Raw genomic sequence first — 15,739 nt, 5'->3', positions numbered from 1 at the left:
GTCAGGACTCCACGCGAATGCCGACGTCGCCCTGCCGGTCGATCACCGACAGGGCGGCGGAGGCTTTCACACGCTCCACTTTCACGTCGATATGCCCATCCGCGACGGCGAGGCCGGTGAGGGTGAGCGTGTCGAGGAATTCCGGCAGCATGGGCCGCTCGAACACCGCGCGCCGTTCCGCCACGTCGAAGCTGAGGCCAAGCGAGGCCTGGAGAAGGGCAAGAGGAGCCGCCGCCGCCCAGGCCTGCGGCGCGCAGGCGACCGGATAGCCCACCGGCCCCCGGTTGCGCTGGCGGGCAAAGCCGCAGAACAGCTCGGGGATGCGCCGCAGGTCGAAATAGACCGAGGCTCGGAACAGCCCCTCGAAGATGCGCGCCGCCTCGGCCCGGAAGCCGTAGCGCGCCAGCCCCAGCGCGACCACGGCGTTGTCGTGCGGCCACACCGAGCCGTTGTGATAGCTCATGGGATTGAAGCGCGCCTCGCCGGCCGCGAGCGTCCGCACGCCCCAGCCGGAAAAGGAACTGCTGTTCATCAAGGTCGCCGCCACCGCTTCCGCCCGCTCGGGCAGGGCGATGCCGGAGAACAGGGCGTGCCCGGCATTGGAGGTGCGGACGCGGCAGGGCGCCTTGTCGCCGTCCAGCGCGAGGACGTAGGTGCCGAGGGCCGCGTCGAAGAAGGCGGCGTCGAAGGCGGCACGCAGGTCGCGCGCCCGCGCCGCATGGGCCTCCGCCGCATCCGGGGCGCCGAGGACGCGCGCAATGGCGGCCGCGGCATTCCACGCCGCATAGGCATAGCCCTGCACCTCCACCAGCGCGATGGGGCCTTTGGCGAGCCGTCCGTCCGCATGGAAGATGCTGTCGTGGCTGTCCTTCCAGCCCTGGTTCACCAGCCCGTCCCCGCGTCGGCGGCCGTATTCGATGAAGCCGTCCCCGTCGCGGTCGCCATGCTCGCGCATCCAGTCGAGCGCGGCCTCGATGGCCGGCCGCAGCATGCGAACCGTCTCAACGTCGCCGGTGCGCTCCAGATAGGCGCCGGCCAGCATGACGAAGAGCGGGGTGGAATCGATGCTGCCGTAATAGCGGCGGAACGGCACCTCGCCGAGTTCCGCCATCTCGCCGAAGCGCACCTCGTGCAGGATCTTGCCGGGCTCGGCATCGGCCTCGGGATCAAAGGTGGTGGCCTGGTTGGCGGCGAGATGCAGCAGCACGCCGCGCGCCAGAGAGGGCGTCAGCCACAGGGTCTCGAACGCGGTGATGATCGCGTCGCGTCCGAACACGGTCGAGAACCAAGGCACGCCCGCATAGGGGTAGGGGCCTTCGGGCAGATCGGTGATGAGGACGTTGAGGTCGCTCACCGCGCGGCGCAGGCCCTCGTTGAAATGATCGTTGGAGGAGGAAACGCCCGCCGAGCGCGCCGTCCGTATCCGCATGTCGGCGCGGATGTCCTTGAGGCCGAGCCGGAACGCCTGCCGGGCATCGCGCTCCGGCTCGGCGCCGTCGCACCGGATCTCCGCGAAAATCACGAAGCCCTCGCCGGGCTTCAGGGTCAGCCGGTAGAGCGCGCGATCTGCCTTCAGGACACTGGGCCGGGGGGCGAAGGCGAGGCGGGTGGTGCGGGTGTGCTCGTCGAGACCGCGATAGGAGAGGACCACATGGCTCTCCCCCACCACAGGCGCCGCCATCCGCCCGCGCTTTGCCCGATGCGACCCGCGCACTTCGAACAAATCCACGAAATCGGCATCGAAGAAGAGGCCGATCTCGAAGGTGCGCGTCTCGCCATCGAAATTGCGAACGGACAGGCATTCATGACACGCGCCGCGGAACAGGAAGCGCGAGCGGCGCAAATGGATGAGGTCGTGCGCCAGCTCGCCCTCGCCGTTGCGCGCCGGCAGGTCGGGATTGGTGAGGTCGCAGCTCAGCGTTGCGTTGTCGTCCCGCACCGTGGAGCCGAGTAGCAGCGGCCGCACCCCGTCGATGGTGAGGAAGAATTGCGAGAGGTGCCGCGTGTCGCGGTGGAACAGGCCATGGTTGCTGGCGAGACCGGGGACGGCATCGCCATGGGCATCGAACACGGCGAACGTCTCGTCGTGCTTGAGCGTGCGCGGCATCGCCTCGATCTGCGAGGCGCTGGCGGCGATGGCATAGCCCGGCTCCTGCGAGTCTGCGGCGGCAGCCCGGGCCGCGGCGTCAGACGGCGACATTGAGGCTCCCGTTGACCAACTCACGCGGCACCATCCGGGGGGAGGAGGGCGCGGCAAGGCGCTGGTAGAGCGCCACATAGTCCCGCGCCATCCGCGCCGCCGAGAAACGCTTCTCGAAGGTGTGGCGGATGGCGGCGCGGTCGAGCCGGTCCAGATCGGCGACGCGGGCCACCGCCTCATCCTGACTGCGGACGATGTAGCCGGTCAGTCCGTTCTCCAGCACCTCCGGAACCGAGCCGCAGCCATAGGCGATGGTCGGCGTGCCGCAGGACATGGCCTCTATCATCACCAGCCCGAACGGTTCGGGCCAATCGATGGGGAAGATCAGGGCCTTGGCATTGCCGAGGAACTGCGCCTTCTGCCGCTCGTCGATCTCGCCGATGAATTCGACGCCGGGGGTGGCTTCCACCATGGGGCGGATCTTCGTTTCCCAATATTCCAGGTCCGCCTGGTCCACCTTCGCCGCGATCTTGAGCGGCAGCCCCGCGCGGGCGGCGATCTCGATCGCGCGGTCGGGGCGCTTTTCCGGCGAGATGCGGCCGAGGAAGGCGAGATAGTCGCCCCCCGTCGGATTGAACGGCAGGAGCGCTTCCGGCAGGCCGTGGTAGATCGTGGAGGCCCAGTTCACCGGCGGCATGGGCTTGCGCTGGTGATTGGAGATGGAGACCAGCGGAAATTCGTCATACAGCGCGTAGAGCCGCTGGGCGGCGACGCTGTCGAGCCGGCCATGCAGGGTGGTGAGCGTGCGCGGCGCAAGCTCCTTCAGCACCGGATAGTGCAGCACGTCCACATGCACATGGATGAGATCGAACTCGTCCGCGCGCCGCCGCACCTGCTCCAGCATGAGCAGGTGGAAGACGACGGGATCGACGGGGCCGGTGGAGAGACGCAAACCCGTCTCGCACATGGGCTCAAGCTGGGCTGAAGTGAGCGAGTCGCCGCTGGCGAACAGCGTCACGTCATGGCCCTGCGCCACCAATTCCTCGGTGAGGTAGGAGACGATACGTTCGGTTCCCCCATAGCGGCGCGGCGGCACGCTCTCGATGAGCGGCGCGACTTGGGCGATGCGCATGTGTGTCTCCTCCGGCGGCGCCGGCGCGATGACTACCGAGGATGGGTAGGTCTCGCGTGTCTGACGCCTCAACGCGGCAGGAGGGCTCAAGGTTTCACTGCATCTGCGAAGACGGTGCGCGCAGCGGGGCTGCTGGAGGAGGCTGTAGGGGGAAGGGCGTTGAAATCGGTTCGGCCGAGGAGGCCTTGCAACGTCAATCTCTGCAAGGCCTGCTCGACACGGAAAACGTCACGCCTGCCCGCTGCCCGCCGCGAGGCTCGGCGTCGCGCCGGGCCAGGGGGAAAAGGCGGTGGGGACGAGGATGCGGTTCTCCATGGTCATGATCATGGGCCGTATCTTCACGAGGCACGCCTGCCAGCCGGGCTGCGCCGCCAGTTTCTCGCGCCGCTTGCGCCGCTCCTCCAGGTCCGCATACGCCCAGAAATGGACGAGCTGGTTCTGCGTGCCGATCTCGGTGGTGAAATAGCCGAGGAAGCCGCCGAGAATCTCCCGCTGCAGCGGCAGGCCCTCGCTGGTGTAGATCGCCATGTAGTCGGCGATGTTCACCTCGGTGTGGAGCACGTACATCCGCTCTTCGACGATCATGGGCGATGGCTTTCCTGTTCGGCGGCGTCGGGCGCCTCGTCCACGATGGTATTGGCGAGGATGCCGATGCCCTCGATCTCGATCTCGATGAGGTCGCCGGCCTCCATGAAGCGCGGCGGCGTGCGGGCGAAGCCGACGCCAGCCGGCGTGCCGGTGGCGATGACGTCGCCGGGCTCCAGCGTCATGACGGCGGACAAGGTCTCGATCAAATCCGCCACGGGGAAGATCATCTCCCGGGTGGAGCCGTCCTGCAGCGTCTCGCCATTGAGGCGCGCGGCGATGCGCAGATTGTCGACCCCGGATGGCAACTCGTCCGGCGTCACCAGCTCAGGGCCGACGGAGCCGGAGCGGTCGAAGTTCTTGCCCATGGTCCACTGGGTGGACTTGCGCTGGAAATCCCGGATCGACCCGTCATTGAAGCAGGAATAGCCCGCGACATGGTGCAGGGCATCGGCCGCACGGACGCGGTGCGCGGTCCGCCCGATCACCACCGCAAGCTCGGCCTCATAGTCGAACTGCTCGGAGAGCGCCGGGCGTACCAGCGGCTGCCCGTGGCCCACCAGCGAGGTGGCGGTGCGCAGGAAGACCGCCGGATAGGTGGGAATGGGGTGGCCGCCCTCGCGGGCGTGGTCCGCATAGTTGAGGCCGATGCAGATGATCTTCCCGGTGAGCGGCACCGGCGGCAGCAGGCTCACCTGCGCCTGAGGAATGGGGGTGGCCTGCGGGACATGCGCGCCGTCCGCAAGGGCCGCCAGAAGGGCGGTGAAGGATCCCCCTGCCACCCCGGCGAAGGGGGTTACGTGGTCATCCCGTCGCGTGCCGAACTGGATGCGGCCCTGATGTTCAAAGCGGACGATGCGCATGACGCTCTCTCGTTCAGCCAAGGGGCCGGACCCAAGCCCGGCCGCCCCGGTGTGTCCCTGGACTTACTTCAGTTCCTGACCGGCGAGGTCGCCGTCGAGAAACTTGTTGGGACGCAGGAACATGGAGATGACGAGCGCGCCGTTGGGAGAGCGGGCCACATGCTGGTTGCCGGCCGGGCGCCAGACATAATTGCCGGAGAGCGCCTCGCCCTCGGCGTCCACGATGCTGCCTTCCAGCACGTAGGTCTGTTCGATCTCCACATGCTCGTGGCGGGGCAGCTCCGTGCCGGGCTGCCAGCGGAAGAGGGCGGTCATGAGCCCGGTCTCCTCGTCGAGGAGCAGGATCTTCATGTCGATGCCCTTGGTGGGGGTGGGCTTCCACGGCAGGCTCGGCACGTCGACGTAGCGGGAATCTTTCGGACCGAGCTTGTCCTCGCCGGCGAGGCCGGGGGTGATTGCGACCATCTTCTGCTCCTGAAAATCGATGCGGGACTGTGGATGCGCGGGGCATTCGGCCGGGAGCCCGCAGCCTCCCGGCTTCGCTGAAAGGGAAAGGCCCGGCGGACTCAGTTCTGCTTCACCAGCGCGCAGCCGCCGGCCTCGAGGGGCTTGAAGGCCTGGTCGGCGGGTGTCTCGCCGATCTTGGTGTAGAGGTCCCACGGTCCCTTGGATTCGGCCGGGCTCTTCACCTTGAACAGGTACATGGGGTGGATCTTGCGGCCGTCGGCCCGCACATAGCCCTTGCCGAAGGCGAGGTCGTCCGTGGGCAGATCCTTCATCTTGGCGACGATGGCGCGACCATCCGCGTCGCTGTTGAGGGCCTGGACCGCCTTCAGATAATGCAGCACGCCTGAATAGACGCCGGCCTGGAAGGAGGTGGGCATGGCGCCGTTCATCTTCTCCGAGAACTTCTTGGCGAAGGCGCGGGTCTGGTCATTGAGATCCCAGTAGAACGGCTCGCTGAGATAGAGCCCCTGGCCGCTGGTGAGGCCGAGGGACTTGATGTCCGTGAGATACACGGCGAGCGCTGCCAGCTTCTGCTTGCCCTGGGTGAGGCCGAATTCTGCCGACTGCTTCATGGAATTGGTGAAGTCGGCGCCGGAATTGGCGAAGCCGATCACCTTGGCGCCGGAGGCCTGGGCCTGCAGCAGGAAGGAGGAGAGGTCCGACGAGCCGAGCGGGTGGCGGACGGAGCCGACCACGGTGCCGCCGGCATTCTTCACGATCTGCCCCGCCTCGCGCTCCATGTCGTGGCCGAAGGCATAGTCCACCGTCACGAAATACCAGCTGCTGCCGCCCGACTTCAGCACTTCCGTCGCCGTGCTCTTGGCGAGGGAGTAATTGTCCAGCGTCCAGTGGACATGATTGGGCGTGCAGGAATCACCGGTCAGGCGATTGCTGTTGGAGGTGGCGATGACGGCCACCTTGTTCTTTTCCTTCACCAGCTGGACCAGCGCCAGGGAGATGGAGGAATTGGGAATGTCGGCGATCATGTCGACGCCGTCCACGTCCAGCCACTTGCGCGCGATGTTGAGGCCGATGTCCGGCTTGTTCTGGTGGTCGCCGACGATGATCTCGATGGGCGTGTTGCCGATCTTGCCGCCGATCTCCTCCACCGCGATCTTCGCGGCCGCGACCGAGCCGGGGCCGGCCATGTCGGCATAGATGCCGTTCTGGTCGTTGAGCACGCCGATGCGGACGACTCCATCGGTGAACTGCGCCCGTGCGGCGGAGGTCGCCGCGAGGGAAAGACCGCCCACCGCCAGGGCAAGGGCGGTGCGGGCCAGCATGCGCTTCATCTGTGTTTCCTCCCCATGATCGGACGTCGGGGCGCCCAATGCTGCCTGCCTTTGCAGGTCGTTTTCTGCCTTAAGAGCGAATAACTAAAAATCTCATTTTATGAGACTAGTGTCAACATGCGCCGACCGTCAGTGCATGTGCATTCCGCCATTCACATCCACCGACGCTCCGGTGATGTAGCCGGCCAGATCCGAAGCCAGGAACAGGCAGGCGCCGGCCACGTCATCCGGCGTCCCGAGCCGGGCGAGCGGAATGGTGGAGATGACGCTCGCGCCCCGTTCGCCCTCATAGGCTCCGGCGGTCATGCCGGTGAGAATGACGCCGGGATTGACCGCATTGACGCGGATGCCGGCCGGCCCGAATTCGCGGGCCATGGACTTCACCAGCGCCAGCACGCCTCCCTTGGAGGCGGCATAGTGCGGCCCGCCCATGAGCCCGCCGCCGCGCTGGGCGGCGATGGAGGCGATGCATACTATGGACCCGCCCGGCCCCATGTGTGCCAGCGCCTGCTGGGACATGAGCAGCGTGCCGCGCAGGTTCACATCCAGCACCAGATCGTAGTCGTCACGCGAGATGTCCCGCGTGCGGCGGGCCTGCACCACGCCGGCATTGTTGACGAGCACGTCGAGGCGTCCCCAGCGCTCCACCACTTCGGCGATGGCGGCGGCGCAGGCCGCCTCGTCGCGCACGTCGGCCACCACCGTCATGGCGTTGGGGCCAAGTTCGCGCTCCATCTCCTGCGACGGCCGGGGCGAGCGATCGAGCAACGCCACCCGCGCCCCCTCCCGCGCGAAGCGGCGCGCCACGCCATAGCCGATCCCCTGCGGGCTGCCCGCGCCCGTGATGATGGCAACCTTGCCTTCCAGCAACATGGTGTTTTCCCGATTGAAGGACGCTTGGGCCCTCAGCCCATGTAGGCGCCGCCGTTCACGTCCAGAATGGCGCCGCACACGAAGCTGGCGCCGGGGGAGCACAGGAAGGCGATGGGCCAGGCGATCTCTTCCGGCCGGCCGAAGCGCGGCACGGGCATCGCCTCCAGCGCCTTGGGATCGGCAGTGGCCACCATGCGCGTGAGGGTGGACCCGGGCGCCACCGCATTCACCAGCACTTCCGGCGCGGCGCGGCGCGCCAGCCAGCGCACGAAGGTGTGGACCGCGCCCTTGGACGCCGCATAGCTCACCGGGGAATGGGCATAGGTGCCGCCGGTGTGGGCGGCAACCGAGCCGAGGAGGACGATGCGGCCGTTGCCCCGCGCCTTCATGGCTGGAACGAGCGCGCGGGCAAAATGCGCCGGCCCGGCCACGTTCACCGCCATCACCTCGTGGAACAGGTCGTCCCAATCGTCTGCAAGCCACTGCTCCTGCGGGAAGATGCCGGCATTCAGCACCGCCGCATCCAAGGGGCCGGCCGATTGGCACAGGGCCTCCACCGCGGCCCGGTCGCGCACGTCGCAGGCGGCGTAGCTGTGGGCCTGGCCGTGATCGCGCGGCAGGTCCTCGGCAAGGCCGGGGGCGGGCCCGGCGTCGGTCAGCACCATCTCGGCACCGAGGCTCGCGCACAGCTGCGCCGTCGCGCGGCCAATGCCGCCGGCAGCGCCGGTAAGCAGGATGCGCATGCCGGTGAGGTCGTAGGGCGCGCGGGGCGTCACGGTCGGTCCTTCCGGGGACATGCAGATGCGACAAGGGCCCCCATCGGAGCCTCTTCAGAACTGAACACGGCGCTTCCTAGTTATTATATTATTCTCGTATTGTGAGACTATTTCCGCATCTTGAGCTATGTCAATGTCTCATGGCATTGTGTTGGCGCGCTTTGCAGAGCCTTGCCTGCCGGCCACGTCGCAGGGTCGAGCCGCCGAGGTGGGCGCGGCGGGGCAGATTTTGAAACTGCTCGCAAATTTCAATTCGCGGACATGGACCCTATAATGCGCCGACAGATGGTGCGCCCCGGGTGCATGAAGCGGCGAGCCGGAGGGACGCAGCCATGAGCAGTCTCGACAAGATGCTGAAGGTTCTGGACCTTTTCGGCGAAGAGCGCATGAGCATCCAGCTCGAGGACGTGCAGGCGGCCGGTGCCTCGCGCGCCACGGCCTATCGCTACATCCAGTCTTTGTGCGATTCGGGGCTGCTCGCGCCCACCACCGGCGGCAGCTATGTGCTCGGCCCGCGCATCATCGAACTCGACCGCCTCGTGCGCCGGGCCGACCCGCTGCTGACCCGCGCCGGCGCGCCCATGCGGGACGTGAGCGCGCGCCTCGGCATCAACGTGATGCTGTGCAGCTACTACGGCGACAAGGTCATGTGCGCGGATATCGTCTGGCCCGAGCGCTCGGTGCCGGAATATTACGAGCGCGGTCGCCCCATGCCCATGTTCCGCGGCGCCATGGCGAAGACCATCCTTGCCCATCTGACTCCCTACCAGTTGCGCAACATCATGCTGTGGCACGGGGAATTGGTGCGCGAGGCCGGCCTCGGCGAGAACTGGGAGCAGTTCCGCTCCAACATGTCCCGCCTGCGTCGCGACGGCTATTGCGTCACGCGGGGCGAGGTGATCCCCGATCTCGTGGGCATCGGCGCGCCGGTGTTCGATGCGGAGCGGCGCATCCTCGGCAGCGTGGTGTTCGCGGTGCGCGAGTCCCGCTTCCAGAGCGCCGGCAAGGAAGATCTGGTGAGCGAGATCAAGCAGCTGGCCGCCCGCATCACCAGCGCCATCGCCGGCGAGGCCGGGGACCGGCCGGCGCAGCGGGCGGCGCGTCCGCGCAAGATTCGCACCCTCGCCCCCGAGGATGCCTCTCCCGTGGAATGAGAACGGGCGGCGCTCCCGCGAACGCCGCCCCTCCTTGTCAGCCGGCGATCTTGCAGGCCGGGCTCGGCGCGACGGTGGCGGTCTCCGCGGGAACCGACATCTTCACCACCGGCCGCAGCTTGCCGTCGAACACCTCGACCACGCCGAAGAAGTTCGGCCCCACCAGCTGGTTGTCCTCGCGGCGCATCTGCTGGTCGCCGAGGATGGTCGCGTAGGTGCGGCCCGGCAGGGCCTTGGCGATGTCCGCCGCCTTCACGCTGCCGGCGGCTTTCACCGCCTGGAACAGCACCTGCATCGCGATGTAGGTCTCGCCCTCGAAGTTCGTCGGCGTGGTGCCGGGATAGGCCTTCTCCCACGCCGCCACGAACGCCTTGTTGGCCGGATTGTCGAGGGTGGACGAGTAATTGATGATGCCGGCGACGCCCTTGGCCGCATCGCCGATGGAGGCGACCGTGTTGTCGGTCACGAAGCTAACCCCGGCCACGGTGGCGCTGTCGAGAAGGCCGGCCTGCTTGGCCTGCATGGCGAAGTTCACCGCATCGCGCCCCGCCAGTGCCACCCACACGCCCTTGGCGCCGGAATCCTTGATCTTCTGGATGTAGGTCGCGAAATCGTTGGTGCCGAGGGCGGAGAAATTCTCCAGCACCACCTTCTTGCCCTGTGCCGCGGCGGCCTTGCCGAAGCTTGCGGCGACATCGCGGCCCCAGGCGATATCGGCGGCCATCACCGCCCATGTCTCCTCGCTGCGGCCCTTCAGCCAGGGCGCCATGGTGGCGGCGTCGGAGCTGTCCGGCCGGTTGACGCGGAACATGCGCGGCACGCAGGCCTCGGCGGTGATCTTGTCGCTCTTGTTGGTGGTCGCGATGTAGAGCGCGTCCCAACGCGCCAGCAGGGGAGCGATGGCAAGGGCCTCGCCGGAGGCGATGGCGCCGATGAGCACCTTGTTGCCCTGGAGCGCGAGCTTTTCCGCCTGGCGCCGGGCGAGATCGGGCTTGGCCTCCGTGTCGAGGTATTCCACCTCCACCTTGTGGCCGTCGATGCCGCCCGCTGCGTTGGCTTCGGCGGCGGCGAAGGCGATGGCGCGCTTCACCTGGCTGCCGAGGTCGGCATAGGTGCCGGTCAGCGCGGTCGGCACGCCGATCCGCAGCGGCTCCTGCGCCATCGCCGCCACCGGCAGCATCATGGCGGCCGCGAGCGCGCCGCCCAAACGCATCGTCCATCCCATTGGCAGTTCCACCCTTGTTCACGCCTTCAAACGGCGACGTGTTGCTTGAGCTTTTCCGTCGTCAGCTGGGCCAGCGGTCCGCTGTCGACGATCATCCCCTTGGACATGATGTGGTATCTTTCCACCACGCGGCGGATGAGGCTGATGTGCTGCTCGATGAGGAGCAGGCTCGTGCCCTCGTCGGCGAGGCGCACGAAGACCTCGGCGAGCTCATCCACGATCACCGGCGCCAGCCCCTCGGACGGCTCGTCCAGCACGAGGAGGTCGGGGTTGGCCATCAGGGCGCGGCCGATGGCGAGCATCTGCTGCTGGCCGCCGCTCAGGGCGGTGCCGGGCGTGTGCTGGCGCTCCTTCAGCACCGGGAACAGCTCGAAGACGCGGGCCAGGGTCCAGGGGCCGGGACGGGCGACGGCGGCGCCGAGCAGGAGGTTCTCCCGCACGCTGAGCGCGGGGATGATCCGCCGACCCTGCGGCACCACGGAGATGCCGGCCCGGGCGGCGCTGTAGTGGCGGATGCGCGGCGCCGGCTGCCCGGCCATCACCACGGCCCCTCGGCCCACCTGGGCGATGCCCTGCAGGGCGTTGACCACCGTGGTCTTGCCGACGCCGTTGCGTCCGAGCAGCCCCACGCGCTCGCCCTTGCCGATGGCGAGGCTCACGCCCCTCAGCACCTGGGCGCGCCCGTAGAAGGCATCCACGGCATCGAAGCTGAGCAAGGTCATGCAGCAGTCCCCAGATAGGCGGAGATGACCCGCGGATCGGACCGGATTTCGGCTGGGGTGCCCTCGGCGAGAAGGCGGCCGAGATGGAGCACGGTGATGCGGTCGCAGATGCCGAACACCACCTCCATGTCGTGCTCCACCAGCAGCACCGTGACGTGCCAGCGCCGGGCGAGATCCTTCAGCAGGTCGGCCATGGCGAGGGATTCTTCCACCGTGAGGCCGGCCGCCGGCTCGTCGAGCAGCAGCACCTGCGGGCGCCCCACCAGCGCCAAAGCGAGATCGAGACGGCGCCGGTCGCCATAGGAGATGTCGGCTGCGGGACGATGGGCGATCTCGGCGAGGCCCAGCGCCACCAGCACCTCCTCGCCGTTGTCGAGCGTCGCGCAGCGGCCGGCGAGGCGGATCTGCTCGCCGACGGTGAGATCGAGGAAGACATTGGTCTTCTGGAAGGAGCGGGCGAGGCCGGCGCGCTGGCGGGCGCGGGGCGCCAGCGCGCTTATGTCCCGCCCGCCCAGCAGCACCGTGCCGCCGCGGGAGGCCGCACGGCCGGTGAGCACGTCCATGAGCGTGGATTTTCCTGCTCCGTTGGGGCCGATGATGCCGCGCACCTCGCCGCGCGCTACCTTCAGGTCCACGCCGTCCAGCGCGCGGAACCCGCCATAGGTGCGGGAGAGGGCGCGCCCCTCGATGGCCGGAAGTGTCATGCTGCCCTCCGCGCGAAGAGGCGTGCGAGCAGCCCGCTGAGGCCGGCCGGCGCGCACAGGGTGACCACGATGAGGGTGATGCCGATCACCGCCGGCCAGTGCTCGGTGGCGTCGCCGACGATCTCCTTGAAGAAGAAGAACACCACCGCGCCCAGCGCCGGCCCCCACACGGCCCGCGTGCCGCCGATGACGGCCATGACCAGCGCCGAGCCGGAGAGGGTCCAGTGCATCATGTCGGGAGAGATGAAGCCGTTGTAGAAGGTGGCGAGCACCCCCGCGAGGCCCGCGACGCCGGCGGACAGCGCATAGACCGCCGCACGCGGCACCACGGTCTCGTAGCCGATGAAGCGCGCCCGCTCCTCGTTCGAGCGGATGGCGAGGGTCAGCAGGCCATAGGGCGAGCGCGTGAACAGCCACAGCCCGACGAGAACGGCCGCCAGCAGCACCCAGCAGATGAGGTACATGGAGCGCGGATCCTGCAGCAGCCCCACGTCCAGCCCGAACAGGCGGGCGGGGAAGGTGACGGACATGCCGTCGTCGCCGTTGGCCAGGGTGCGTACCTTCAGCACCACCTCGTAGAAGGTCTGCGCGCAGGCGAGGCTGAGCATGGAGAAGGCGACGCCGGGAATGCGCGTGATGACGAGGCCGAGCAGAAAGGCCAGCAGCGCCGGCACCAGCAGCGCCAGCAGCACCGCCATTTCCGGCGGCAGCAGCCCATGCGCCATGGGCACGCCGAGCACATAGCCGCCGAGGCCGAAGAACAGGGCATGGCCGAAGCTGACCATGCCGTTCTGCCGCACCAGGAAGCCCACTCCGGTGGCCAGCATGGCGCCGATGATGGCCTGCACCAGCAGCGACAGGAGAAGCGGCGAGGCGCCGGCGAAGGGCAGCAGGCATCCGGTCCCCAACACGACGAGGGCGAGGACACTGCCCGGCGCGCGCGCCGGACGCGCCGGGGCGGTGGCCGTGAGCGTGGCTGGGCTCGTCATGCCGCCCTCCCGGTGAGGCCGAGGGGACGCCACAGCAGAATGAGCATCATGAGCAGGAAGGGGATCATGGTGGAGAAGGAGGGGATGAAGACGATGCCGAGGTTCTGGAGTTGGCCGATGACCAGGGCCGCCACGAAGGCGCCGGAGAAGCTGCCGAATCCGCCCACCACCACCACGATGAAGCTCTCGATGAGGATCGACCCGCCCATGGCCGGCGAGAGGGCGAGAAGCGGCCCTGCGATGATGCCCGCGAGCCCCGCAAATCCCGCGCCCAGCGCGACCACGGCGGCGCTCACGCGCTCGGTGTCCACGCCCTGCGTGCCGGTGGTGAGGGGATCGGAGGCGAAGGCACGCACGTAAAGGCCGATGCGGCTGCGCTTCAGCCACAAGGTGAGCCCCGCGCCCATGCCCGCCGCGACCAGGATGACGAACAGGCGGTAGACCGGAAAGTCCTCGCCCGCGATGCGCAGCGTGCCGCTGAGCAGGTCGGGCATGGCGATGGTGAGCGTGTCCTTGCCCCAGACCGTGCGCACGAGATCCTCGATCACCAGAAGGAGACCGAAGGTGACGAGCAGGGTGACGATGGGGTCCTGGTCCTGCAGCGGGCGAAACACCGCGCGGTCAAGGAGCAGGCCGAGGATGGCGAGCACCAGCGTCGCCGCCACCACGCCCGCCCAGAAGCCGGCAATCGCGGTGGCCGCATAGCCCACATAGGCGCCCAGCATGAAGAGGCTGCCGTGGGCGAAGTTCACCACCTGCCGGATCCCGAAGATGAGCACCAGCCCGATGGCGACCAGATAGAGCAGGCCCCCGTAAACGAAGCCGTTGAGGATATGGATGATCAACAGACCCCTCCTGTAGGGCGGGTGGCTGAGGTCCTGATCCCGCCGGTGGGGATCACACCCGCGCGCCGCAGGACGGTGCTCGGCCGTCTGCGTGCGCGACGAGGACGTTGGGTTGGATCAGGAGATGGAGAGGCCGCTGTCCACGGGCAGCACATGCCCGGTGGTTCGGCCGGACGCCTCGGACGCGAGGAAAAGCGCCGCCTGCGCCACATGCTCCGGCTCCACCATGCCCAGCAGGTGGGCGGCGGTGAGCCGCTGCGTGGTCTCCAATTGCTCCAGCTGCGCCACCACCCGCGGCGTGCGGGTGACGCCCGGCGCCACCGCGTTCACGCGGATGTTGTGGGGCGCGTATTCCACCGCCATGGAGCGGGTGAGCGCGGCGACGGCGCCCTTGGCGGCGGTGTAGGCATCCTTGCCCGGCCAGCCCATGAGGGCCACCACGGACGCCGCATTCACCACCGCGCCGCCGCCGGCCTTGATGAGCTCGGGAATACCGAAGCGGCTGACCAGCCAGGTGCCATGCAGATCGAGCGTCATCGCCCGCCAGAACTCGTCGTCCGGCGCGCGGGTGAGATCGCTGTCGCGGGTCGTCGAGCCCCCGGCGTTGTTGTAGATCACGTCAAGACGGCCATAGTGCGCGACGCCGGCCGCCACCGCCGCCTCGACGCTCGCCGCATCGGTCACGTCGGTCCGCACGAACCGCGCATCACCGCCGGCGGCATGAATGCGCGCCGCCGTTTCCCGCCCGGCCTCTTCGTTGATCTCGGCGACGACGATGCGCCCGCCATGGCGGGCGAACAGCTCCGCCGCGCAACGGCCAATCCCGATGCCCGCCCCCGTGATGAGGGCGACCTTTCCTTGCAGCATTGTTTTCCCTCCCCCGCGTCCCGGTTCTGCGAGCATGTCGAGTCCGGAGATCGTTGAGTGACGATTAATCTCGTATTATGCGATTTTTAGTTTATTCTAAATTCTGTGGCAAGGGGCTTTCCGGCGGCTGCGATCGGGCTCGAGAGCAGACGGCCAGCCGGGCCCGAACAGATAAGCCGGGGAGAAACGCATGAAGGAACTGGAGGGGCGCGTCGCCATCGTCACCGGGGGCGCGCGGGGGCAGGGGGCGGCGGAAGCGCGGCGTCTGGGCATCGAGGGCGCGGCAGTGCTGGTCTGCGACGTGCTCGCACCCGAGGGCGAGGCGTTCGTGGCGGAACTCGCCGCCCAAGGCATCGAAGCCCGCTTCCGCACGCTCGACGTGACCAACCCGGCCGACTGGTCTCAGACCATCGAGGCGGCGCGGGCCTGGAAGGGGCGGCTCGACATCCTCATCAACAATGCCGGCATCATCAATCGCAGCACCGTCTCGGCCACGGAGCCGGACGCGTGGGAGCGGGTGCTCAAGGTCAACCTCACCGGCGCCTTCCTCGGCATCCGGGCCGCTGCGCCGCTGATGGAGGAGACCGGCGGCGGCAGCATCGTCAACATCTCGTCGAACAGCGCCTTTTCCGGCCATTACGATCCGGCCTACACGGCGAGCAAATGGGGCCTGCGCGGCCTCACCCGCAGCGCCGCCATGGAATATGCCGCGCGCGGCATCCGCGTGAACGCCGTATGCCCCGGCCTCGTGGTGACGGCCCTGAACGCCGCGAGCCCGCATCTCCAGCCGATGATCGGCATGACACCCATGGGCCGCAGCGGCACGCCGGAGGAGATCGCCGAGCTGGTGCTGTTCCTCGCCTCGGATCGCTCCGCCTTCATCACCGGCGAGGACTTCGTGATCGACGGAGGCTTCACGGCCGGCGCCGGCTATCGGCGCGTGGCTGTGGAAACCGGCATTTACTGAGGGGAGCGGGCCGGGGCCTCGATGGCCCCGGCAGCAGCTCGAAGGCGCTCTGTTATACCAAATGTTATCCACACACTGTGGACAAAAGAGAACATATT

16 protein-coding genes are annotated in these 15,739 nt (G+C 68.1%); 2 read left to right on the top strand and 14 right to left on the bottom strand.

Annotated elements, in window-relative coordinates; genetic code table 11:
* Position 1: 1 nt before the first annotated feature.
* The 8 genes from D7006_RS13765 to D7006_RS13730 form a co-directional block, all read right to left on the bottom strand.
* Positions 2-2,200, bottom strand: a complete 2,199-nt coding sequence (locus D7006_RS13765; protein WP_237353425.1) for a glycogen debranching N-terminal domain-containing protein — start codon at positions 2,198-2,200, stop codon at positions 2-4.
* Positions 2,187-3,272: a glycosyltransferase family 4 protein gene (locus D7006_RS13760; protein WP_237353424.1), complete on the bottom strand. Its 1,086-nt coding sequence runs from the start codon at positions 3,270-3,272 to the stop codon at positions 2,187-2,189. The genes D7006_RS13765 and D7006_RS13760 overlap by 14 nt, the downstream gene beginning before the upstream one ends.
* Positions 3,273-3,500: 228 nt before the next feature.
* Positions 3,501-3,857 carry an NIPSNAP family protein gene (locus D7006_RS13755; protein WP_229644075.1) on the bottom strand — a complete coding sequence of 119 codons (357 nt, stop codon included), beginning with the start codon at positions 3,855-3,857 and terminating at the stop codon, positions 3,501-3,503.
* The gene (locus D7006_RS13750; protein WP_237353423.1) at positions 3,854-4,720 is read right to left on the bottom strand and encodes a fumarylacetoacetate hydrolase family protein; all 867 of its coding nucleotides are present in this window, start codon (positions 4,718-4,720) and stop codon (positions 3,854-3,856) included. The genes D7006_RS13755 and D7006_RS13750 overlap by 4 nt, the downstream gene beginning before the upstream one ends.
* A gap of 63 nt (positions 4,721-4,783) precedes the next feature.
* Positions 4,784-5,185 carry a cupin domain-containing protein gene (locus D7006_RS13745; protein WP_169124213.1) on the bottom strand — a complete coding sequence of 134 codons (402 nt, stop codon included), beginning with the start codon at positions 5,183-5,185 and terminating at the stop codon, positions 4,784-4,786.
* A 101-nt stretch (positions 5,186-5,286) separates the two neighbouring features.
* Positions 5,287-6,519 (bottom strand): ABC transporter substrate-binding protein, encoded by a 1,233-nt coding sequence (locus tag D7006_RS13740; protein ID WP_229644073.1) that lies wholly within the window; start codon positions 6,517-6,519, stop codon positions 5,287-5,289.
* Positions 6,520-6,648: 129 nt separating this feature from the next.
* Positions 6,649-7,392: an SDR family NAD(P)-dependent oxidoreductase gene (locus D7006_RS13735; RefSeq protein WP_237353422.1), complete on the bottom strand. Its 744-nt coding sequence runs from the start codon at positions 7,390-7,392 to the stop codon at positions 6,649-6,651.
* Positions 7,393-7,424: 32 nt separating this feature from the next.
* Complete coding sequence (locus D7006_RS13730; protein WP_237353420.1) at positions 7,425-8,168, bottom strand: SDR family NAD(P)-dependent oxidoreductase; 744 nt, start codon at positions 8,166-8,168, stop codon at positions 7,425-7,427.
* A 332-nt stretch (positions 8,169-8,500) separates the two neighbouring features.
* Between D7006_RS13730 and D7006_RS13725 the strand changes: the two genes are divergently transcribed.
* Positions 8,501-9,322: an IclR family transcriptional regulator gene (locus D7006_RS13725; protein WP_169124209.1), complete on the top strand. Its 822-nt coding sequence runs from the start codon at positions 8,501-8,503 to the stop codon at positions 9,320-9,322.
* 37 nt (positions 9,323-9,359) lie between these two features.
* Here the strand turns inward: D7006_RS13725 and D7006_RS13720 are convergent, their stop codons facing one another.
* The 6 genes from D7006_RS13720 to D7006_RS13695 form a co-directional block, all read right to left on the bottom strand.
* Complete coding sequence (locus D7006_RS13720; protein WP_237353418.1) at positions 9,360-10,535, bottom strand: ABC transporter substrate-binding protein; 1,176 nt, start codon at positions 10,533-10,535, stop codon at positions 9,360-9,362.
* Between the two features lie 38 nt (positions 10,536-10,573).
* Positions 10,574-11,269: an ABC transporter ATP-binding protein gene (locus tag D7006_RS13715; protein WP_237353416.1), complete on the bottom strand. Its 696-nt coding sequence runs from the start codon at positions 11,267-11,269 to the stop codon at positions 10,574-10,576.
* Positions 11,266-11,973 (bottom strand): ABC transporter ATP-binding protein, encoded by a 708-nt coding sequence (locus D7006_RS13710; protein ID WP_237353414.1) that lies wholly within the window; start codon positions 11,971-11,973, stop codon positions 11,266-11,268. Before D7006_RS13710 ends, D7006_RS13715 begins: the two co-directional genes overlap by 4 nt.
* Positions 11,970-12,962 carry a branched-chain amino acid ABC transporter permease gene (locus tag D7006_RS13705; protein WP_237353412.1) on the bottom strand — a complete coding sequence of 331 codons (993 nt, stop codon included), beginning with the start codon at positions 12,960-12,962 and terminating at the stop codon, positions 11,970-11,972. The genes D7006_RS13710 and D7006_RS13705 overlap by 4 nt, the downstream gene beginning before the upstream one ends.
* Complete coding sequence (locus D7006_RS13700) at positions 12,959-13,807, bottom strand: branched-chain amino acid ABC transporter permease (protein ID WP_237353410.1); 849 nt, start codon at positions 13,805-13,807, stop codon at positions 12,959-12,961. The genes D7006_RS13705 and D7006_RS13700 overlap by 4 nt, the downstream gene beginning before the upstream one ends.
* 117 nt (positions 13,808-13,924) lie before the next feature.
* Positions 13,925-14,674 (bottom strand): SDR family NAD(P)-dependent oxidoreductase, encoded by a 750-nt coding sequence (locus D7006_RS13695; RefSeq protein WP_237353409.1) that lies wholly within the window; start codon positions 14,672-14,674, stop codon positions 13,925-13,927.
* A 190-nt stretch (positions 14,675-14,864) separates the two neighbouring features.
* On the opposite strand from D7006_RS13695, the gene D7006_RS13690 reads away from it, so the two are divergent.
* A complete protein-coding gene (locus tag D7006_RS13690; protein ID WP_237353408.1) occupies positions 14,865-15,641 on the top strand; it encodes an SDR family NAD(P)-dependent oxidoreductase in 777 nt (258 codons plus the stop codon).
* Positions 15,642-15,739 lie beyond the last annotated feature (98 nt).

The sequence above is a fragment of the Xanthobacter sp. YC-JY1 genome, from assembly GCF_021730305.1.
GTDB classification, from domain to species: Bacteria; Pseudomonadota; Alphaproteobacteria; order Rhizobiales; family Xanthobacteraceae; genus Xanthobacter; species Xanthobacter flavus.
The sequence above is the reverse complement of the archived record's forward strand: the minus strand, read 5'-3'. Positions and strand labels throughout refer to the sequence as shown.

Coding starts and splice junctions, on each gene's coding strand:
- D7006_RS13725 (WP_169124209.1), top strand. CDS start 8,501: ATGAGCAGTCTCGACAAGATGCTGAAGGTTCTGGACCTTTTCGGCGAA.
- D7006_RS13765 (WP_237353425.1), bottom strand. CDS start 2,200: ATGTCGCCGTCTGACGCCGCGGCCCGGGCTGCCGCCGCAGACTCGCAG.
- D7006_RS13760 (WP_237353424.1), bottom strand. CDS start 3,272: ATGCGCATCGCCCAAGTCGCGCCGCTCATCGAGAGCGTGCCGCCGCGC.
- D7006_RS13750 (WP_237353423.1), bottom strand. CDS start 4,720: ATGCGCATCGTCCGCTTTGAACATCAGGGCCGCATCCAGTTCGGCACG.
- D7006_RS13720 (WP_237353418.1), bottom strand. CDS start 10,535: ATGCGTTTGGGCGGCGCGCTCGCGGCCGCCATGATGCTGCCGGTGGCG.
- D7006_RS13695 (WP_237353409.1), bottom strand. CDS start 14,674: ATGCTGCAAGGAAAGGTCGCCCTCATCACGGGGGCGGGCATCGGGATT.
- D7006_RS13740 (WP_229644073.1), bottom strand. CDS start 6,519: ATGAAGCGCATGCTGGCCCGCACCGCCCTTGCCCTGGCGGTGGGCGGT.
- D7006_RS13715 (WP_237353416.1), bottom strand. CDS start 11,269: ATGACCTTGCTCAGCTTCGATGCCGTGGATGCCTTCTACGGGCGCGCC.
- D7006_RS13705 (WP_237353412.1), bottom strand. CDS start 12,962: ATGACGAGCCCAGCCACGCTCACGGCCACCGCCCCGGCGCGTCCGGCG.
- D7006_RS13745 (WP_169124213.1), bottom strand. CDS start 5,185: ATGGTCGCAATCACCCCCGGCCTCGCCGGCGAGGACAAGCTCGGTCCG.
- D7006_RS13690 (WP_237353408.1), top strand. CDS start 14,865: ATGAAGGAACTGGAGGGGCGCGTCGCCATCGTCACCGGGGGCGCGCGG.
- D7006_RS13710 (WP_237353414.1), bottom strand. CDS start 11,973: ATGACACTTCCGGCCATCGAGGGGCGCGCCCTCTCCCGCACCTATGGC.
- D7006_RS13755 (WP_229644075.1), bottom strand. CDS start 3,857: ATGATCGTCGAAGAGCGGATGTACGTGCTCCACACCGAGGTGAACATC.
- D7006_RS13735 (WP_237353422.1), bottom strand. CDS start 7,392: ATGTTGCTGGAAGGCAAGGTTGCCATCATCACGGGCGCGGGCAGCCCG.